A 16435-nucleotide genomic window follows, 5' to 3' on the forward strand; every position below is an offset into this window, starting at 1 on the left:
CAGCGATTGCCCGCAGACCGTCAGGCGCCCGCGGGTCTGCGCAACTCGGGGCCAGACAAGCCAGGCACTGGCAGTGTTGTCGCGGCGCAGCTCCAAAGGACTTGCGCCGCACGACAGACTCAGCGGCTAGCGCAGCCTCGGCTCAGGCCGCGTCCCCCTGCGGCAGCATCGCGATCGCCGCGTCGATGCGCGCCAGCGCCTGATCGCGCCCGGCCAGATACACCGTGTGGCCGATGTCGGGGCTCACCTGCGTGCCGGTAATGGCCACGCGCAGCGGCTGCGCGACCTTGCCCATGCCCAGCCCCAGCGTCTCGACCGTCTCGCGGAATGCCGCGTCGATGGCCTCGACGTTCCAGGCCGGCAAGGCTGCGAAACGCGCGCGCACATCCACCAGCGGTGCGCGGGATTCGGCCTTCAGGTGCTTGGCGACGGCCTTGTCGTCATAGGTCCTGAGCGGGCGGTACCAGACCGCCGCGCGTTCGGACATGTCCTTGAGCGTCTGCACGCGGTCACGCAGGGCCAGCACCACATCGACCGGCGCCGGGCCGCTGGCGAGATCGTAGCCGTCCTTGCGCAGATGCCATTCCAGGTGCGCTGCAACTTCGGCCGGATCGTCGGATTTCAGGTACTGCTGGTTGAGCCAGCCGAGTTTGGCCATGTCCAGCCGCGCCGCCTTGGCGTTGACGTCCTTGAGGTCGAACAGCTGCTGCATCTCGGTAATGGAGAAGATCTCCTGGTCGCCATGCGACCAGCCCAGCCGCACCAGATAGTTGAGCAGGGCATGCGGCAGATAGCCGGCATCGCGGTACTGCATGACATCGGCGGCGCCGGTGCGCTTGGACAGCTTGGCGCCCTGCTCGTCGAGGATCATCGGCAGGTGCGAGAACGCCGGCACATCCGCGCCGAGCGCGCGGTAGATGTTGATCTGGCGCGGCGTGTTGTTGACATGATCGTCGCCGCGCACGACATCGGTGATGCCCATGTCCAGATCGTCGACCACCACCGCGAAGTTGTAGGTGGCATAGCCGTCGGGACGGAAGATCACCAGATCGTCGAGCTCGCTGTTGGCGATCTCGATGCGGCCCTTGACCTTGTCCTCCCAGGCCACCGTGCCCTCGAGCGGATTCTTCAGCCGGATCACCCGGTTGGGATCGTCGCGTTTGGCTTCGTTGCGATCGCGATAGGCGCCGTTGTAACGGGGCTTCTCGCCGGCGGCCATCGCCGCCTCGCGCATCTCATCGAGCTCGGCTTTCGATTCGTAGGCGTAGTAGGCCTTGCCGGCGGCCACCAGCTGCTCGGCGACCTCGGCATAGCGGTCCAACCGGTGGGTCTGGTAGATCGGACCCTCATCGTAGTCCAGGCCCAGCCAGCCCATCGCCTCGAGGATGGCGTCGATCGCCGCCTGGGTGCTGCGCGCGGCATCGGTGTCCTCGATGCGGAGCACGAACTGACCGCCGCGCCTGCGGGCCTCCAGCCAGCAGTACAGCGCGGTGCGTGCGCCGCCGATGTGCAGGTAACCGGTGGGGCTGGGGGCGAAACGGGTGCGGCAGGACATGCGCGAAGCTCGGTGCGGGAACAGTGCGCATTCTAACCGGCGCACCCGGTCGGCCCCGGCGGCCGGATTACAATGTCGCCATGACCACGCTCTTCATCTCCGACCTGCACCTGGATCCTGCGCGGCCGGAGATCACCGCCCTGTTCCTGGCGTTGCTGGACGGCGAGGCCCGCGAGGCCGATGCGCTGTACATCCTCGGCGACCTGTTCGAATCCTGGGTCGGGGACGACGATCCGTCGGAAGCCGGGGCCGCGGTCGCCCGGCACCTGGCCGCGCTGAAGGCCGCAGGCGTGCCGGTCGTCTTCATGCACGGCAACCGCGACTTCCTCGTCGGCCATGAGTACGCGCGCCGCGCCGGCATGACCCTGCTGCCGGACCCGGCGGTGATCGATCTCTACGGCCGCCCGGTGCTGCTAACCCATGGCGACCTGCTGTGCACGGGCGATGTCGAGTACCAGGCCGTGCGCACGCAGGTGCGCAACCCGCAATGGCAGGCGCAGATGCTCGCGCAACCGCTGCCGGTGCGCCTGGCCTTCGCCCAGCAGGCGCGCGACGCCAGCCAGGCCCGCGCGGCTGCACTGCGCGGCGCCGGCACGATGGAAAGCGTCACCGACGTCGCACCGGCCACGGTCTACGAGTGGTTCGTGCGTTACGGCATCGACACGATGATCCACGGCCACACCCACCGGCCGGCGATCCATACGCTGCGTGTCGGCGACCGGGACTGTCGGCGCATCGTGCTCGGCGACTGGTTCGAGCAGGGGTCGGTATTGCGGGCGCACGCCGACGGGCGGCTCGAACTGTCGGCGCTGTCTGAAGCCCGCTAGAAACTCCGCTGCCGGGCGGTCAGAAGGCCCGCAGGATGCGGCGCGGGCCCGGAGCGGTCGCTCCGCATCTGCGTCGACGGTGCATGCCCGCGCTCGCGCTGCCGCCGCGCCGTTCGCGCGCCTGCAGCATCGCGCTTTATCTACACGCACTTGGCAGCACCCCGACAAGCAGCTCCACGACGCGGCATGCCGTCGGTTTCAGGACGTTCTCAGGCCACGAGCATGGCACCCGCGGCGAAGCGCCAGACGCCCAGCAGTGCCATGGCGACCAGGGTGGCGAAGGTCAGCAGGGCGCCGCTGAAGCGCCCGAACGAGTAGCCGGCAGAACCACCGAGCCCGATCGCGTGCAGCACGCGCGCGAGCAGCAGGGCGATCCCGAACGCCCAGAGCAGTGGAATCGGCGTCGCCGCCAGTTCCAGCAGCGCCAGCATCAGCAGCCCCAGCGGCACGTATTCGCTGAAGTTGCCGTGCACGCGCACCTTGCGGGTCAGCACCGCGTCGCCGCCCGTGCCCAGGCCTATCGCGTGCGCCCTGCGGTGCAGGATCACGCGCAGCGTCAGCGCCAGATAGAGCAGCACGTGCAGCGATGCGATCAACAGGGAGATGCGCGGCGTCATGACGAGGCCTCCGCATGCAGCTCCCGCGCGATCAGCGTCGCGCTGGTACGGGTGGCCGAGAAGCGCCCGTCGTCGCCCCGCACCACCTGCGCGAGCGCGGTACCGGGATCATGGGTCAGGAACAGGCGCACCTCGCGCGCGGCCATGTCGGCGAGAAAGCCCAGCTTCTCGTCGATGATCAGTTCCGGGTAGCGGTCGTAGCCCATGGTGATCGGCACGTGCACCCAGGGCAGCCCGGGCACGAGATCGGCGCAGAACACCACCCCGCCGTGGGCCAGACCGTCGTCCTGCATGCGGGGGCCCAGGATCTCGGCCAGCATCATTCCAGGCGTATGCCCATCGCTGTGATGGAAGCGCACCGCATCGCCCAGCGACGGCGCGCGCGCGCCTTCGACGAACTCCAGCCGCCCCGTCGCCTCCAGCAGTTCACAGAGCCCGGGAATGAAGCTCGCGCGGTCGCGAGGATGCGGGCGCTGCGCCCGCAGCCAGTGCGGCGTCGAGAGCACGAAGGTCGCATTGGGGAACAGCAACTCGGGCGCCCGCCCTTCCTCCCACGGCGCCAGCAGGCCGCCGGCGTGGTCGAAGTGCAGGTGGCTGAGCACGACGACATCGATGTCGGTGTGCTCGAAACCGGCGGCGCGCAGCGAATCCAGCAGCACGTGCCGGTCTTCCTGCACGCCGAAGCGCTCGCGCAGCTTGGGCTCGAAGAACGCGCCGATGCCCGTCTCGAACAGCACGGTCTTGCCGTTGAGTGGTGTGGCCAGCAGCCCGCGCGTCGCCAGCGGAATACGGTTGAGATCGTCGGGCGTGGCCCACTTCGTCCACATCGCGCGCGGCGCGTTGCCGAACATCGAACCGCCGTCGAGCTTCTGCGAATTACCTTCGATCGACCACAGTTTCATGCGCCCCTCCCCGCCGGATCCTGCAGCGATTGTAGGCCGGGCATCAGCGCGCGACCGCCTCCACCTTCGCGGCGCCGACCGGATTGCGCGGGTCGCTGCCGCCACTGAGGCTGCCTTCGGCGCGGTTCCACTCGATCGTCTGCAGGTTGCCCCAGACATGGCTCGACCCGCGTCCACCCGCAGCGCGGTCACCCGGCAGATCGACGGCATGACCGAGAGCGCGCAGCTTCGCGGCGGTGTCGGCTGAGAACGTGTCGGACTCGGCCGAGATGCTGTCCGGCAGCCACTGGTGGTGGTAGCGCGGCAGCGCCGCGACCGCCTGCGCGCCGAGGCCGGCGTCGTAGCCGAGGATGCCCAGCAGCACCATCGTGATGATGCGGCTGCCGCCGGGCGTGCCGAGCACGGCCACCCGCTCGTCCGATTCGAGGAACGTCGGCGTCATCGAACTCAGCGGACGCTTGCCCGGCGCGGGCGCGTTGGCATCGAAACCCATCACGCCGAACGCGTTCGGCACGCCGGGCTGCAGCGCGAAATCGTCCATCTCGTTGTTGAGCAGCACGCCGGTGCCCGGCGCGACCAGGCCGCTGCCAAACAGCAGGTTCACCGTCTGCGTGACGGCCGCCCGGTTGCCGGCGGCGTCGACGATCGAGAAGTGCGTGGTCTCCTCGTCTTCCAGCGGTGTCGGCTTGCCCGACAACAGCTCGCTCGGCGTCGCCCTGTCGGGGTTGATCGTCGCGCGCAAGCCGCCGGCATAGTCGCGGCTGAGCAGGGTGCGCTGCGGAATGTCGACGAAATCGGGGTCGCCCAGATAGAAGGTGCGGTCGCGGAAGGCGCGGCGCATCGATTCGACCACCAGATGCGCACGCGCGGCATCGTCCATGGCCGGCAGATCATAGGGTTCGAGGATCTGCAGCATCTGCGCCATGGCGATGCCACCCGAAGACGGTGGCGGCGCGGTGGTCACGGTCCAGCCGCGGTACCGGAAGCGGATCGGCTCACGTTCGATCACCTTGTAGGCGGCGAGGTCCTCCGCGGTCCACTGGCCACCCTCGGCATTCACGCCAGCGACGAGCTTGCCGCCGGTCTCGCCGCGGTAGAAGCCGTCGAAACCGCGCTCGGCCAGCAGGCGCAGCGTCCGCGCCAGATCGGGCTGGCGGAACGTGTCGCCCTCCTGCGGGGCACGACCGTCGGCGAGGAACACCGCGCGGGTGCCGGGGTAGCGTTCCATCACCGCGCGCCGCGACTGGTAACCGCGGGCGAGACGGCCATAGACCGGGAAGCCGTCCTCGGCGATGCGGATCGCCGGCGCCAGTGACTGCGACAGCGGCAGGGCGCCATAACGTTCGGCGACATGCACGAACGCGGCCGGAAGGCCCGGAATTCCCGCAGACCACGGGCCGTTCTCGGCCCGGTCGCGATCGAACTCGCCGTTCACGTCACGGTAGCGGTCGGCATGCGCGCTGGCCGGCGCGGTCTCGCGCGCGTCGATGAAGATGTCGCGGCCGGTCTTCGCATCGTGCAGCAGGAAGAAGCCGCCGCCGCCCAGCCCCGACGAGATCGGCTCGACCACCGACAGCACTGCGGACGTCGCGATCGCGGCATCGAAGGCGTTGCCGCCTTCGCGCATGATCTGCAGGCCGGCTTCGGTCGCCAGCGCATGCGCCGAGGCGACCGCATTGCCCGGCGGCGTCGCCGGAGCGACCGATGTGACCGGAGCGGGAACGTCCGGCGCGCGGACGTCGCGCGCGCACGACGGCGCGACCGCCAGCAGCAACAACGACAGCAGCAATGCCGGCATCCCGGCTAACGGAATACGGGCACGCGTCATGACGCCTCCTGCCGCAGGCGCGCCAGCTTGGCGAGCAACTGCACCTGGGTTTCGGGGATATCGGGATCGGGGTCGATGCATTCGACCGGGCAGACGACCACGCATTGCGGCTCGTCGAAATGGCCGACGCATTCGGTACAGCGCGCCGGATCGATCACGTAGATGGTCTCGCCCTGGGCGATGGCCTGGTTCGGGCAGGCGGGCTCGCAGACGTCGCAATTGACGCAGAGCTCGTTGATCTTCAGAGACATGTGCGCATTGTACGGGCCACCTGCGCAACTGGTGTTCCAGTTGTGGAACGCGCTCCGCCCCTGTTGTGGGCGCGGACACGAAAACGCCACCGTGCCTGGGCACGGTGGCGTTGTGGATCAAACGGCGGGCGCGAAGGCGGCCGCCGCGAGCGCGATCAGCCCGCGGTGTCGATGAACACGTATTCCGAACCGGTGGGCTCGACGACGGCCTTGACCCGGTCGCTGTCAGCCGCGTTGCCGATGAACAGCACGCGCACGCCGTTCATCGTGCCGGCGCCGACCTGGGCAAAGGACGCGACGACGAGATCGGCGGTACGGGCCGAATCCAGACCCGCGAAGATCAGCAGGTTGCCGCGGGTGATGCCGCGGGCAACGTCCTGCTGGGCCTTCTCGAGCAGGCGCTCGTAGGCGCCGTCTACCGGCGTCGACAGGGTCGGATCAGCATCGGTGGTCGTGACGTCCGCAGGCGGGGCATCGGTCGCGGCCGCGGCCGGCGGCGGCACCAGATAGACATAGGGCGAGTTGTTGATGCCTTCCATGTGGCGGCCGGCCACGTCGTTGAGATAGGCGTTCCAGGCGACCTTGTCTTCGGTGGTCGGCACCGCGACCGCCACGACTTCGACCTCCTGCGTTTCCTCCTTCTTGCCACAGGCGATCACCGGCAGGACCAGGCAGGCGATCAGCAGCGCACGGGTAATGGACTTCATGGGATTTCCCTCTTTTCTGTAGCGTTTCAGGTGGGCAACGTCAGCGTTGCGTTTGTTTGCGCAAAGCGCGATCGACCGCGGCGGGCACGAAGCCCGACACGTCGCCGCCGAGGCGCGAGATCTCGCGCACCAGCGTGGAGGAGATGAAGCCGTACTGCTCGGCGGGCGTCAGGAACAGGGTCTCGACGTCGGGGATCAGATGGCGGTTCATGCTGGCGAGCTGGAACTCGTACTCGAAATCCGAAACCGCGCGCAGGCCGCGCAGCAGCACGCCGGCTCCGACCTTGTGCACGAAATGTGCGAGCAGCGAATCGAAGCCGAGGACCCGGATATTGGCGTGGTGCGCGAGCGCCTCGCGCGCAAGCTCCACCCGCTCGTCCATCGTCATCGCCGGCCGCTTGGCCGGACTTTCGGCCACGCCGATGATCAGCGTCTCGAACAACGGCGCGGCCCGGTCGACGAGGTCGACGTGGCCGTTGGTGATCGGATCGAAGGTCCCGGGATAGACGGCGATGCGGTTGCGGCTCGCACTCATGGCTTGCGTTCGCTGTCGGATTCGGGGGCGTCGGTGCGCGGGCCGCAAGTGTAGCAGCGCCGCCCGCGCGCATCAGCCGTCGCGCCGGTACAGCGCGCAGTGCGCCTCGCGGGTCTGCAGCTCGCGATGCAGGCGCCATGCTCCGCCGGGGAATGCCGGCTGCGCGCTGGACGATTCCACGTAGAGCCAGGCGTCGGCCGCCATCGCCGGTGCCAGCGCTTCGAGTGCGGGCCGCCACAGATCGGCGGCGAACGGCGGATCGACGAAGGCGAGGTCGACGGAGCCGGCAGGCAGGCCCGCTGCGATCTGCAGCGCGTCGCCGCGACGAACCGTGACCGCATCACCGCCGGGCAGGCGCGCCGCCGTGGCAATGAGCGCTGCGACAAGTCCCGCGTCGCGTTCGACCAGCAGGGCGTGCGCCGCGCCACGGGAGACCGCTTCCAGCCCCAGCGCGCCGGTACCGGCGAAGAGATCGAGTACCCGTGCGCCCGGCAACGCCGGCTGCAACCAGTTGAACAGGGTCTCGCGCACGCGGTCGGAGGTCGGGCGCAGGCCGACGACCGCGGGGACATCCAGACGCGTGCCGCGCCAGCGTCCACCGACGATCCGCACGCTGCCCGGACCGGTGTTCCGGTCGGTGTTCGACGGCCGGTTGCGCGGCGTGTTCAAGCGGATGCGCCCACACGGGGCGGCTGAAAGGCGGGTGCTACCATGCGCGCCATTCTCCTCCATCCCCGTCCCGACCGCCGCATGGTCAGCTGGTTCAAGCGCGAAAAAACCCCGGATACGCCCGTCACCGACGGTGGCCGACGCCGCCTCAGTGCGGAAGAGATCGCTGCAGCGTTCGCGCCGCCGACCGCTCCCGCGCCTGCGCCGCCGGTGCCGAAGCCGCCGGTCGCGGACCCGCCGACATCACCGCCGGCAGGCACCGATGAGGGCGTCGACGCACCGGTCGCCGATGCGCCGCAGCGCGAGGACGGGGTGGCTGCCGATGCACCCGCAGGCCTCACGCCGGCGGTCGAAACCACGCCGCCGCCTGCAGCGCCGGCTCCGCCGGCATTCGTCGATCCGGCAGCAGCGCTGGCCGACTATGTCTTCGCCAGCACGATGCCGGCCGCCGCGCCGGGCAAGTCCGGCTGGCGCGAGCGCCTCGGCGGCAGCACCCTTGCGCGCAGCTTCGGCGGTCTGTTCTCGCGCAACCCCAAGCTCGACGACGATCTGCTCGACGAGATCGAGACCGCGCTGCTGACCGCCGATGTCGGCGTCGCGGCGAGCACCGAACTCGTCGAATCGCTGCGCAAGCGCATGAAGGCGCGGGCGTTCGTCGATGCGAATGCATTGCTGCAGGCACTGCGCGCCGACCTCGTCGCCATGCTCAAGCCGGTTGCCAAGCCGCTCGAGATCGACGCCTCGGCGCGGCCTTTCGTGATCCTGACCGTCGGGGTCAACGGCGTCGGCAAGACCACCACGATCGGCAAGCTCGCCAAGCGCTACAAGGACGAGGGCCACGGACTGATGCTGGCCGCAGGCGACACCTTCCGCGCGGCGGCCGTCGCCCAGCTCAAGGCCTGGGGCGAACGCAATGGCGTGAGCGTCGTCGCCCAGGGCCAGGACGCCGACCCGGCCGCGGTCGCCTTCGACGCGCTGCAGGCGGCGAAATCGCGCGGCACCGACGTGCTGATCGCCGACACCGCCGGCCGCCTGCATACCCAGCAGGGCCTGATGGCCGAACTCGGCAAGATCCGCCGGGTACTCGCCAAGATCGACGCCGGCGCGCCGCACGAAGTCCTGATGGTCATCGACGGCACGACCGGCCAGAACGCGCTGTCGCAACTGCGCCAGTTCAATGCGGCGGTGCAGGTCACCGGCCTGGTCGTCACCAAGCTCGACGGCACCGCCAAGGGCGGCGTGGTGTTCGCCCTGGCCCGTGAGTTCGGCATCCCGATCCGCTTCGCCGGAATCGGCGAGCGTCCCGAAGACCTGCGGGTATTCGACGCCGAAGCCTTCGTCGACGCGATGCTGCCGGAGACGCTGGGGGCGTGAGTGCCGCAGCGCCGGCGCCGGCCACTCCGGCGCCGCGGCGCCAGCGCTGGCTGCGCGTCCTCCTGGGGCTACTGCTGCTGTTGATCGCGCTCGCGCTGCTGGTGCAGATCATGCTGCCGCCCGAGCGCGCACTGCGCCTGCTGCTGGCTCGCATGGAGCCGACCCTGGGCCTGCGGGTCGGCTTCGACGGCGATGTCGAATACCGGCTGCGCGGCACGCCGCAGCTGGTCGTGCGCAATGTCACGGTGCTTGCTCCCGGCGACGACAGCGAGCCGATGCTGGTGGCCGAGCGGGCATTGCTGTCCCTGCCCTGGTCGACCATCCGCAGCCGCGGCGCGCAGTTCGATCTCACCCGCGTCGAACTCGACAGCCCGCGTCTGCACCTGCCCACGCTGCTGCGCTGGCTCGACGCTCGGCCACCGGGCGACGGCAAGGTGCCGACGATCAGCGACGGCGTGCACATTCGCGACGGACGCCTCGAGGGCGGCAGCTGGCATGTCGACGCGCTCACGCTCGATCTGCCTGCGCTGCATGCGGAACGCGCGATCGACGCCCGGGTCTCGGGCACGGCCCACGTCGACACCTTGCAGGCCTTGTTCGGCCTGCGGGTACGCGCCGATCGCGCGGTCGATGCGCGCGCCTTGAACGCCCTCGGCAGCCTGGCCCTGCTCCATCCCAGCGGACGCCTCGACAGCATCCTGCAGCTGGATGCGGCGCGCAGCCTCGACCCCGCCAAACCCGGCCTCGTGCTGGCGCCACTGCGCCTGGCGCTGGATGCCCGCTGGCAACCCGACGGCGATGCCGATCCCCTGCCCTTCGTTCTCGGTCTGCATGGCGACCTGCATGCCGGCGGCGGTGACGACGCAGTGCGCCTGGCGCCGCTGGGGATCGTGCTGCGCGGTGCCGGCGTGGTGCCCGAGGTGATTGCGGGCGGCCATATCGCGCTCGGCGAGCTGCTCGACGTCGCCCTGGACGGCCGCCTGGAACGCTGGCCCGAGGCGTGGCCGGCGCTGCCTTCGCCGCTGTCGGACGACGTGGCGCCCCTGCCGTTCGCGTTGCGCTACGCCGGCCCGCGGGATGCATCGGCGCCGATATCCCTGCGCCTGGAACATCCCCGTGCCGGCTTCGTCGGCCAGGTCCGCATCGCCGCGATGCTCGACTGGCTCGCCGCGCCGACGGGCGGCAGCCCGCTGCCGCCGCTGCAGGGTCGCCTCACCGCCGATCGCGTGGAGCTCGGTGGCGCTGTGCTCGAGGGCGTGGAGATCACGATCGACGACGGCAGCGGAAATCTCGCCCCATGAACGCGCACGCCGACTACGCGACCCGTCTGCTCGCCTGGTTCGACGTGCACGGCCGTCACGACCTGCCCTGGCAGCACCCGCGCACGCCCTACCGGGTGTGGCTGTCGGAAATCATGCTGCAGCAGACCCAGGTGCGGGTGGTGATTCCGTACTTCGAGCGTTTCGTCGCCGCGCTGCCCGATGTGCAGGCGCTGGCCAGCGCGCCCCAGGACACCGTGCTCGCGCTGTGGTCCGGACTCGGTTACTACGCGCGGGCGCGCAATCTGCACGCGGCCGCGCAGCGCTGCGTCGACATGCACGGCGGTGACCTGCCACGCGATCCCGTCGCCCTGCTGGAACTGCCAGGCATCGGCCGCAGCACCGCCGGCGCGATCCTGTCGCAGGCCTGGGGGGATCCGTTCGCGATCCTCGACGGCAACGTCAAGCGGGTGCTCGCGCGGCGCCACGCGGTCGAGGGTTGGCCTGGCCAGCCGAAGGTCGAGACACGGTTGTGGGCGATCGCCGAAGGCCTGCTGCCTGCGAACCGCCTTGCCGACTACACCCAGGCGCAGATGGATTTCGGCGCCACCCTGTGCACGCGGCACAACCCCGCCTGCCTGCTGTGTCCGGTCAACGCCGATTGCGCCGCGTTCCTCCAGGGCCGGGTCGACGAGCTGCCGACCCCGCGTCCTGCGAAGGCGCTGCCCGAACGGGAGGCCAGCGTGCTGCTGCTCGAGGACGGCCAGGGTCGCGTGCTGCTCGAAAAGCGCCCGCCGACGGGAGTCTGGGCATCGCTGTGGTCCTTGCCGCAGGCCGCCGACGAGGCACAGGCGCTGGACTGGCTGGCCGCGCAGTCACCCGGAATCGTCGATCCGGTGGATGTCGATTCGCCGAGCCGCCTGCAGCCGGTCCAGCACGGGTTCACCCATTTCCGTCTTCGCCTGCAGCCGCTGCACTGGTCCGGCCTCGCCGCGCGCCATCACGTGCGCGACAATGACCGACTGCGCTGGGTGGCCCGCGACGAACTCGCGACCCTCGGCATCCCCGCCCCGATCCGCACGCTGCTGCTCGCGCCGCGCGTCGCCCAGGAGGATTGAACATGAGCCGACGCGTCTTCTGCGTTCACGACCAGATCGAAACCGAGGGCCTGGATTTCATTCCCTGGCCGGGCGAACTCGGCAAGCAGGTGTTCGCGAGCATCGGCAAACCGGCCTGGGCGCGCTGGCTTGCGCACCAGACCATGCTGATCAACGAGAACCGGCTTTCGCCCCTCGATCCCAAGCATCGCGCCTTCCTCGAGGACCAGATGCGCAAGTACCTGTTCGAGCGCCAGACCGGCAGTGTCGCCGGTTACGTGCCCACGTCCGACGGCTGATCCATCGCCGGCGCGTCGGTAGCGTTCTGCTTCTCCGCCGCACGGATCGCCTTGACGTCGAGCGGGCGGATCTCCCGGATCTGGCAGGGGATGTTGATCGACCCGAAACTGCGCACCAGCACCTTGTCGAAGCGCGCGCTGACGCGACTCATCGAACTCGTCAGGCCGATCGCGTTGGTGTAGGGCAGATCCGGGCAACTGCCCGACAGGTCCAGCAGCCAGGCCTCGCGGGGCCGCGTCCAGATCACCAGCGCACTGTCGCCGAGCGGCGTGAAGCCGTTGAGCGAGCCGTAGTAGCGGAAACTGCTGACCGGTGCGCCGGCATGGGCTTCATAGAGCGCGTACTTCTCGGCATCGCTCATGCGCGGCGTGGAGGCGCAGCCGGCGAGCATGGCGACGGCCAGCGCGGCCACGGCAAGGCCGGTATTGGAACGGGTAAAGCTGGTCATGGGAACTCCTGCGGCATAGGTGGCGGAGAGCGCTTCAAGCATGCGCTCGGCACCGTAGGCCGCGGTGACGGCTACCAACGCAGGCCGGTCGCCGGTTGCCGGCCGGGCGGGTACGCTGTCGCGCCCGCCTGCGCAGGAATCCCGTCGCCATGTCGCCATCGTCTCCCGGACCCCGACAGGCCCTGATCTTCGCTGCGGGCCTGGGCGAGCGCATGCGCCCGTTGACCGACACCACGCCCAAACCGCTGCTGGTCGCGGGCGGCAAGCCGCTGATCGTCTGGCACCTGGAAAGGCTCGCCGCGTGTGGGGTACGCGACGTGGTGGTCAATGTCTCGTGGCTCGCCGATGCCTTCGCTCCCACGCTCGGGGACGGCGGCCATTGGGGCCTGCGGCTGCATTACTCGAACGAGGGCGCGCCGCCACTGGAGACCGGCGGCGGCATGCTGCATGCCCTGCGCCTGCTCGACGATGCGCCGTTCATCGCGATCAACGGTGACATCTGGAGCGACTTCGACCTCGGACGCCTGCCCGCCGAACCCGACGGAGATGCGCATCTGGTGCTGGTCGACAATCCCGGGCACAACCCCGCCGGCGACTTCGCGCTCGAGGGAGGACGGGTGCGCAGCGAAGGTCCATCCCGCCTCACGTTCTCCGGTATCGGCGTCTATCGCCCGGCGCTGCTGCGCCACTGGCGCGCAACCATCGGGGACGTGCCCGGTGCCGATGCCACGCCACCGCGCTTCAAGCTTGCGCCGCTGCTGCGCGCGTCGATGGCGCGCGGTGGCGTCAGCGGCGAACACCATCCCGGACGCTGGACCGATGTCGGGACCCCGGAGCGACTCGCGCAGCTGGACGAGGCACTGACTGCCACTCCCGACTGACGGGGCGGGAAGTTACGGCGACGGGGCTGCAGCCGCCCATCGGCGTGACGGGCCCGACGCCGCGCCTGCCGCGCAGGACGCCAATCCCGACATCGAACTAGGCATCACCACGCTCGATGCCGACCGCTGGGGCGGGCATTCCGCCATCCCCCGGCTGGCGCCTGATCAGTCCTTCGCCAGCACCTGCCGCACGAAGGGCACGGTCAAGCGCCGCTGCGAGGCGAGCGAGGCGTGGTCGAGACGGTCGAGCAGCGCGGTCAGCGCGAGCAGGTCGCGGTCCACACGCCGCAGCAGCCAGTCGATCGTCGCCGCGTCGACCTGCAGCCCGCGGCGCTCGGCGCGCAGCCGCAGCAGATCGTGCCGCCCCGCGTCGTCGAGCGCCGGCAGCGGCACACGTACGCACTGGCCGAGCCGCGAACGCAGGTCGGGCAGGCCGATGTCGAGCTGATCGGGCGCGGCCGGGGCGGTGTAGAACACGGCGCGGCCGGCGTCGTGCAGGCGATTGTGCAGGTCGAACAGCGCGACTTCCGCATCGCGGTCGCCGACGATGGCTTCGACATCATCGATCGCGACCAGATCGTGTCCATCCAGCCCCTCCGCGGCATCGCGCAGGCGCCCGGCAATGCCGCGCAGCGGCAGGTACACCGCGCGCCGACCAAGCTTGTCGGCTTCGGCGCACAGGGCGATCGCCAGATGGGTCTTGCCGGTACCGGACGCGCCCTCGACGAACAGCCCGCGCCGCACGCCGGCCAGCGCGAAATCGCGCAGCTGCGGCAGCAGCGCCGGATCGGGAGAGACGAAGGTTTCCAGCCGCTGGTCCGGCGGATACCGGAGGGCCAGCGGCAGCTGGGGAGACGATGTGCTCATGCCGGACTCAGGCCTGCCCCTGACCCGGACCGTCGACCGCGACGATCACCACGCGCGGCGCGCCCGCGCCGGCGATCTCGATCTCCGGCCCGTCGCCGGCGTAGAGACGGCTGTGGGTATAGCGCTCGTGTGCGTAGCGCAGCATGACGTTGGCGACCGCGGCCACAGGCAGCGCCAGCAGCATGCCCAGGAAGCCGAACAGCTGCCCGCCGGCAAGCACCGCGAAGATCACCGCGACCGGATGCAGGCCGATGCGGTCACCGACCAGGCGCGGGGTGAGCACGTAGCTTTCGACCAGCTGGCCGATCGTGAACACCACGCCGATCAGGATCAGCAGCTGCCAGTCGAAGCCCTGTGCCTGCACGATCGCCGCGATCACGGCCAGCGCGATCCCGACCGTCGCGCCCAGATACGGAATGAAGCTGATCAGTCCGGCGATCATGCCGATCAGCAGGCCCAGCCGCAGGCCGACCAGCGACATGCCCACCGCATAGATCGCGCCCTGCCCCAGCATCACGAGGAACTGCCCGCGCAGGAAGCCACCCAGCGATTCGCTGGTCTCGTGTGCGAGACGGGTCGCGGTGTCGATGTGATCGCGTGGAATCAGGGCCGCGACACGCTCGACCAGCAGATCCCAGTCGCGCATGAAATAGAACGCGAGGATCGGCACCAGCACCAGGTTGAGGACCAGCGCGAGGATCGCGAATCCCGAGCGCGACACGTAGGCCAGCACCGTCGCCGCGATCCCGCCGGCCTGTTGCCAGTGGCCGCGGATCAGCTCGATCAGGCGGTCGGTATCGAGCCACGAGACGACCTCGTAACCGGTCCGCTGCTCGATCCACGGCAACGCGGTGCCGAGCACCCAGTCGCGGTAGGCCGGCAAGCTGTCGATCAGGGTCACGATCTGTCGCTCGACCATCGGCACCAGGATGATCAGCACCAGGGCCAGCACCAGGGTCATCAACAGGAACACCAGTGTGACCGCGACCGCGCGAGACCGTCCGCGGCGCTCGATCCGGTCGACCAGCGGGTCGCCAAGCCAGCCGAGCAGCAACGCGAGCACGAACGGGGTCAGGATCGGTCCGAGCAGCCAGATCACCCAGCCGGCGGCAAGGAACACCAGCCCCCATTGCAGACGCTTGAGGAAACGCGCGATGTCGGCGTTGGCGGATTCGGCGGTCGGAATCATGGACGGTTCCGCCGGGTCAGCGCAGATGGAACACGGGGGGCTCGCCGTCGATGTTGCCGTCGGCTTCGACGAGGACGTTGCTGTCGGCCATGTGCCGGAAACCGGTCAGGCCGGTCAGCAGATCCAGTTGCAGTTCCAGGCCCATCGGGGTCGCCCGCACCGGGCGGATGCCGCGCACGACCGACATGCGCTGCAGCAACGAGGACAGACGGATGTAGTCGGCGCTGCTGTTGATGCCGGAGAAGACGATGGACTCGGTCGACGGCGCGCCGGCCGGGCTGCTGCGCGCATAGCGCTTGGTCAGGGCATCGGCGGCGCCGTCCGCGCCGGTGGCCAGCGTGCGGCGCGCGTCGTCGCCGGTCTCGCTCCAGCGCGCGAGCACGCGGCCGTTGTCGACGAAGATCCAGTCGGCCTTCCAGCCGCCGCCTTCGCCATTGCGATAGAGCTTGCCGATCAGCTGCATCGGCGGGTTGTAGCGGGCCGAGATACGCGCGATGGCGCCAACGTCGCCGCGCCAGATCGCACCGACCGCGGCCTGTTCGGCGGCATTTCCCGTCGGCAATCCGAGGCGATATCCACGCTCGATCGCACGCTGCAGCGCGGGCCGGGCGACGTTGTTCTGCTGCAGGGCGACCAGGCGCGGGCCGGAGCCGTCATCGATCGCCAGCCACATCACCGGCTTGGGACGCGGGTCGGGCCACACCGGGAGGCCGAGCGCCGCGGCAACGCCATCGACATCGTCCTGGCGGAAGCGCACGACGAGGGTGGTGGTGAAAGTCGGCGAGCCGCGCGACGAGACACCTTCGTCCTGGCGGTAGTCGTAGCCCTCGACGTACTGGCCGGCGCGGCGCAGTTCCTGCGCGACGCCCGGACGCTGCGCCGCATTGCGGTCGCCCGACAGCTTGCCGAGCACCTGCGCCAGGCCACGCGCGAACCCGGCCTCGCGTTCGCTCTCGCTCTGGCTGCGCACCGGGATTTCCGCCGCATACAGGCCGATCGCCGCGGCGCGGTCGCCTTCCATGCGCTGGGCGAACACCGCGCCAGATGCCATGGAGAGGCCGAGCAGCGCCGCCAGCAGCCATGTCGACATTCTCAACAAACGCTTCGGGCAGTGCATCCGGTGGGTCCT

18 protein-coding genes are annotated in these 16435 nt (G+C 69.8%); 6 read left to right on the forward strand and 12 right to left on the reverse strand.

Going from position 1 to position 16435, the window contains the following annotated elements; all coding sequences use genetic code 11:
• Window positions 1–142 precede the first annotated feature (142 nt).
• A complete protein-coding gene (gene gltX / locus CNR27_RS13215; protein WP_096299465.1) occupies window positions 143–1555 on the reverse strand; it encodes a glutamate--tRNA ligase in 1413 nt (470 codons plus the stop codon).
• 80 nt (window positions 1556–1635) lie between these two features.
• Between gltX and lpxH the strand changes: the two genes are divergently transcribed.
• Entirely contained in the window at window positions 1636–2382 is a 747-nt protein-coding gene (gene lpxH / locus CNR27_RS13220) for a UDP-2,3-diacylglucosamine diphosphatase (protein ID WP_096299467.1), read from the forward strand.
• 209 nt (window positions 2383–2591) lie between these two features.
• On the opposite strand, the gene CNR27_RS13225 is transcribed toward lpxH, so the two are convergent.
• From CNR27_RS13225 to rsmD, 7 genes are all read right to left on the reverse strand, one after another.
• Window positions 2592–2999 carry an MAPEG family protein gene (locus tag CNR27_RS13225; RefSeq protein ID WP_096299469.1) on the reverse strand — a complete coding sequence of 136 codons (408 nt, stop codon included), beginning with the start codon at window positions 2997–2999 and terminating at the stop codon, window positions 2592–2594.
• Window positions 2996–3901 (reverse strand): MBL fold metallo-hydrolase, encoded by a 906-nt coding sequence (locus tag CNR27_RS13230; protein ID WP_096299471.1) that lies wholly within the window; start codon window positions 3899–3901, stop codon window positions 2996–2998. The genes CNR27_RS13225 and CNR27_RS13230 overlap by 4 nt, the downstream gene beginning before the upstream one ends.
• A 43-nt stretch (window positions 3902–3944) precedes the next feature.
• The gene (gene ggt / locus CNR27_RS13235; protein ID WP_096299473.1) at window positions 3945–5729 is read right to left on the reverse strand and encodes a gamma-glutamyltransferase; all 1785 of its coding nucleotides are present in this window, start codon (window positions 5727–5729) and stop codon (window positions 3945–3947) included.
• The gene (locus CNR27_RS13240) at window positions 5726–5980 is read right to left on the reverse strand and encodes a YfhL family 4Fe-4S dicluster ferredoxin (protein WP_096299475.1); all 255 of its coding nucleotides are present in this window, start codon (window positions 5978–5980) and stop codon (window positions 5726–5728) included. Before CNR27_RS13240 ends, ggt begins: the two co-directional genes overlap by 4 nt.
• 155 nt (window positions 5981–6135) lie before the next feature.
• Window positions 6136–6687, reverse strand: a complete 552-nt coding sequence (locus CNR27_RS13245; protein ID WP_096299477.1) for a hypothetical protein — start codon at window positions 6685–6687, stop codon at window positions 6136–6138.
• 40 nt (window positions 6688–6727) lie between these two features.
• A complete protein-coding gene (coaD, locus tag CNR27_RS13250; RefSeq protein WP_096299479.1) occupies window positions 6728–7222 on the reverse strand; it encodes a pantetheine-phosphate adenylyltransferase in 495 nt (164 codons plus the stop codon).
• 72 nt (window positions 7223–7294) lie between these two features.
• The gene (rsmD, locus tag CNR27_RS13255; protein WP_245815639.1) at window positions 7295–7891 is read right to left on the reverse strand and encodes a 16S rRNA (guanine(966)-N(2))-methyltransferase RsmD; all 597 of its coding nucleotides are present in this window, start codon (window positions 7889–7891) and stop codon (window positions 7295–7297) included.
• 81 nt (window positions 7892–7972) lie between these two features.
• On the opposite strand from rsmD, the gene ftsY reads away from it, so the two are divergent.
• From ftsY to CNR27_RS13275, 4 genes are read left to right on the forward strand one after another with little or no spacing between them, the layout of a single operon-like run.
• Window positions 7973–9265: a signal recognition particle-docking protein FtsY gene (gene ftsY / locus CNR27_RS13260; RefSeq protein WP_096299483.1), complete on the forward strand. Its 1293-nt coding sequence runs from the start codon at window positions 7973–7975 to the stop codon at window positions 9263–9265.
• Window positions 9262–10566, forward strand: coding sequence for an AsmA family protein (locus CNR27_RS13265; RefSeq protein ID WP_096299485.1), 1305 nt, complete (start codon window positions 9262–9264; stop codon window positions 10564–10566). Before ftsY ends, CNR27_RS13265 begins: the two co-directional genes overlap by 4 nt.
• Window positions 10563–11642 carry an A/G-specific adenine glycosylase gene (gene mutY, locus CNR27_RS13270; RefSeq protein ID WP_096299487.1) on the forward strand — a complete coding sequence of 360 codons (1080 nt, stop codon included), beginning with the start codon at window positions 10563–10565 and terminating at the stop codon, window positions 11640–11642. Before CNR27_RS13265 ends, mutY begins: the two co-directional genes overlap by 4 nt.
• Window positions 11643–11644: 2 nt before the next feature.
• Window positions 11645–11920 carry an oxidative damage protection protein gene (locus CNR27_RS13275; RefSeq protein ID WP_096299489.1) on the forward strand — a complete coding sequence of 92 codons (276 nt, stop codon included), beginning with the start codon at window positions 11645–11647 and terminating at the stop codon, window positions 11918–11920.
• Here the strand turns inward: CNR27_RS13275 and CNR27_RS13280 are convergent.
• Window positions 11896–12369: a DUF6491 family protein gene (locus CNR27_RS13280; RefSeq protein ID WP_096299490.1), complete on the reverse strand. Its 474-nt coding sequence runs from the start codon at window positions 12367–12369 to the stop codon at window positions 11896–11898. The genes CNR27_RS13275 and CNR27_RS13280 overlap by 25 nt on opposite strands.
• Before the next feature lie 149 nt (window positions 12370–12518).
• Here CNR27_RS13280 and murU point away from each other — a divergent pair, with 149 nt between their 5' ends.
• On the forward strand, window positions 12519–13250 hold the full coding sequence (gene murU, locus CNR27_RS13285) for an N-acetylmuramate alpha-1-phosphate uridylyltransferase MurU (protein ID WP_096299492.1): 732 nt from the start codon (window positions 12519–12521) through the stop codon (window positions 13248–13250).
• 165 nt (window positions 13251–13415) lie between these two features.
• Here the strand turns inward: murU and hda are convergent, their stop codons facing one another.
• Genes hda through CNR27_RS13300 form a run of 3 tightly spaced genes read right to left on the reverse strand, consistent with a single transcriptional unit; the run spans window position 13416 to window position 16423 of the window.
• Complete coding sequence (gene hda, locus CNR27_RS13290; RefSeq protein WP_096299494.1) at window positions 13416–14117, reverse strand: DnaA regulatory inactivator Hda; 702 nt, start codon at window positions 14115–14117, stop codon at window positions 13416–13418.
• Between the two features lie 7 nt (window positions 14118–14124).
• Window positions 14125–15306, reverse strand: a complete 1182-nt coding sequence (locus tag CNR27_RS13295; RefSeq protein ID WP_096299496.1) for an AI-2E family transporter — start codon at window positions 15304–15306, stop codon at window positions 14125–14127.
• 16 nt (window positions 15307–15322) lie between these two features.
• Window positions 15323–16423 carry a DUF2066 domain-containing protein gene (locus tag CNR27_RS13300; protein WP_425435453.1) on the reverse strand — a complete coding sequence of 367 codons (1101 nt, stop codon included), beginning with the start codon at window positions 16421–16423 and terminating at the stop codon, window positions 15323–15325.
• Window positions 16424–16435: the final 12 nt, after the last annotated feature.

The sequence above is a fragment of the Luteimonas chenhongjianii genome, from assembly GCF_002327105.1.
GTDB classification, from domain to species: domain Bacteria; phylum Pseudomonadota; class Gammaproteobacteria; order Xanthomonadales; family Xanthomonadaceae; genus Luteimonas; species Luteimonas chenhongjianii.

Excerpts from the sequence above, each read along its gene's own strand:
- gltX (WP_096299465.1), bottom strand. The coding sequence starts at position 1,555 with ATGTCCTGCCGCACCCGTTTCGCCCCCAGCCCCACCGGTTACCTGCAC.
- lpxH (WP_096299467.1), top strand. The coding sequence starts at position 1,636 with ATGACCACGCTCTTCATCTCCGACCTGCACCTGGATCCTGCGCGGCCG.
- CNR27_RS13225 (WP_096299469.1), bottom strand. The coding sequence starts at position 2,999 with ATGACGCCGCGCATCTCCCTGTTGATCGCATCGCTGCACGTGCTGCTC.
- CNR27_RS13230 (WP_096299471.1), bottom strand. The coding sequence starts at position 3,901 with ATGAAACTGTGGTCGATCGAAGGTAATTCGCAGAAGCTCGACGGCGGT.
- ggt (WP_096299473.1), bottom strand. The coding sequence starts at position 5,729 with ATGACGCGTGCCCGTATTCCGTTAGCCGGGATGCCGGCATTGCTGCTG.
- CNR27_RS13240 (WP_096299475.1), bottom strand. The coding sequence starts at position 5,980 with ATGTCTCTGAAGATCAACGAGCTCTGCGTCAATTGCGACGTCTGCGAG.
- CNR27_RS13245 (WP_096299477.1), bottom strand. The coding sequence starts at position 6,687 with ATGAAGTCCATTACCCGTGCGCTGCTGATCGCCTGCCTGGTCCTGCCG.
- coaD (WP_096299479.1), bottom strand. The coding sequence starts at position 7,222 with ATGAGTGCGAGCCGCAACCGCATCGCCGTCTATCCCGGGACCTTCGAT.
- ftsY (WP_096299483.1), top strand. The coding sequence starts at position 7,973 with ATGGTCAGCTGGTTCAAGCGCGAAAAAACCCCGGATACGCCCGTCACC.
- mutY (WP_096299487.1), top strand. The coding sequence starts at position 10,563 with ATGAACGCGCACGCCGACTACGCGACCCGTCTGCTCGCCTGGTTCGAC.
- CNR27_RS13275 (WP_096299489.1), top strand. The coding sequence starts at position 11,645 with ATGAGCCGACGCGTCTTCTGCGTTCACGACCAGATCGAAACCGAGGGC.
- CNR27_RS13280 (WP_096299490.1), bottom strand. The coding sequence starts at position 12,369 with ATGACCAGCTTTACCCGTTCCAATACCGGCCTTGCCGTGGCCGCGCTG.
- murU (WP_096299492.1), top strand. The coding sequence starts at position 12,519 with ATGTCGCCATCGTCTCCCGGACCCCGACAGGCCCTGATCTTCGCTGCG.
- hda (WP_096299494.1), bottom strand. The coding sequence starts at position 14,117 with ATGAGCACATCGTCTCCCCAGCTGCCGCTGGCCCTCCGGTATCCGCCG.
- CNR27_RS13295 (WP_096299496.1), bottom strand. The coding sequence starts at position 15,306 with ATGATTCCGACCGCCGAATCCGCCAACGCCGACATCGCGCGTTTCCTC.
- CNR27_RS13300 (WP_425435453.1), bottom strand. The coding sequence starts at position 16,423 with ATGCACTGCCCGAAGCGTTTGTTGAGAATGTCGACATGGCTGCTGGCG.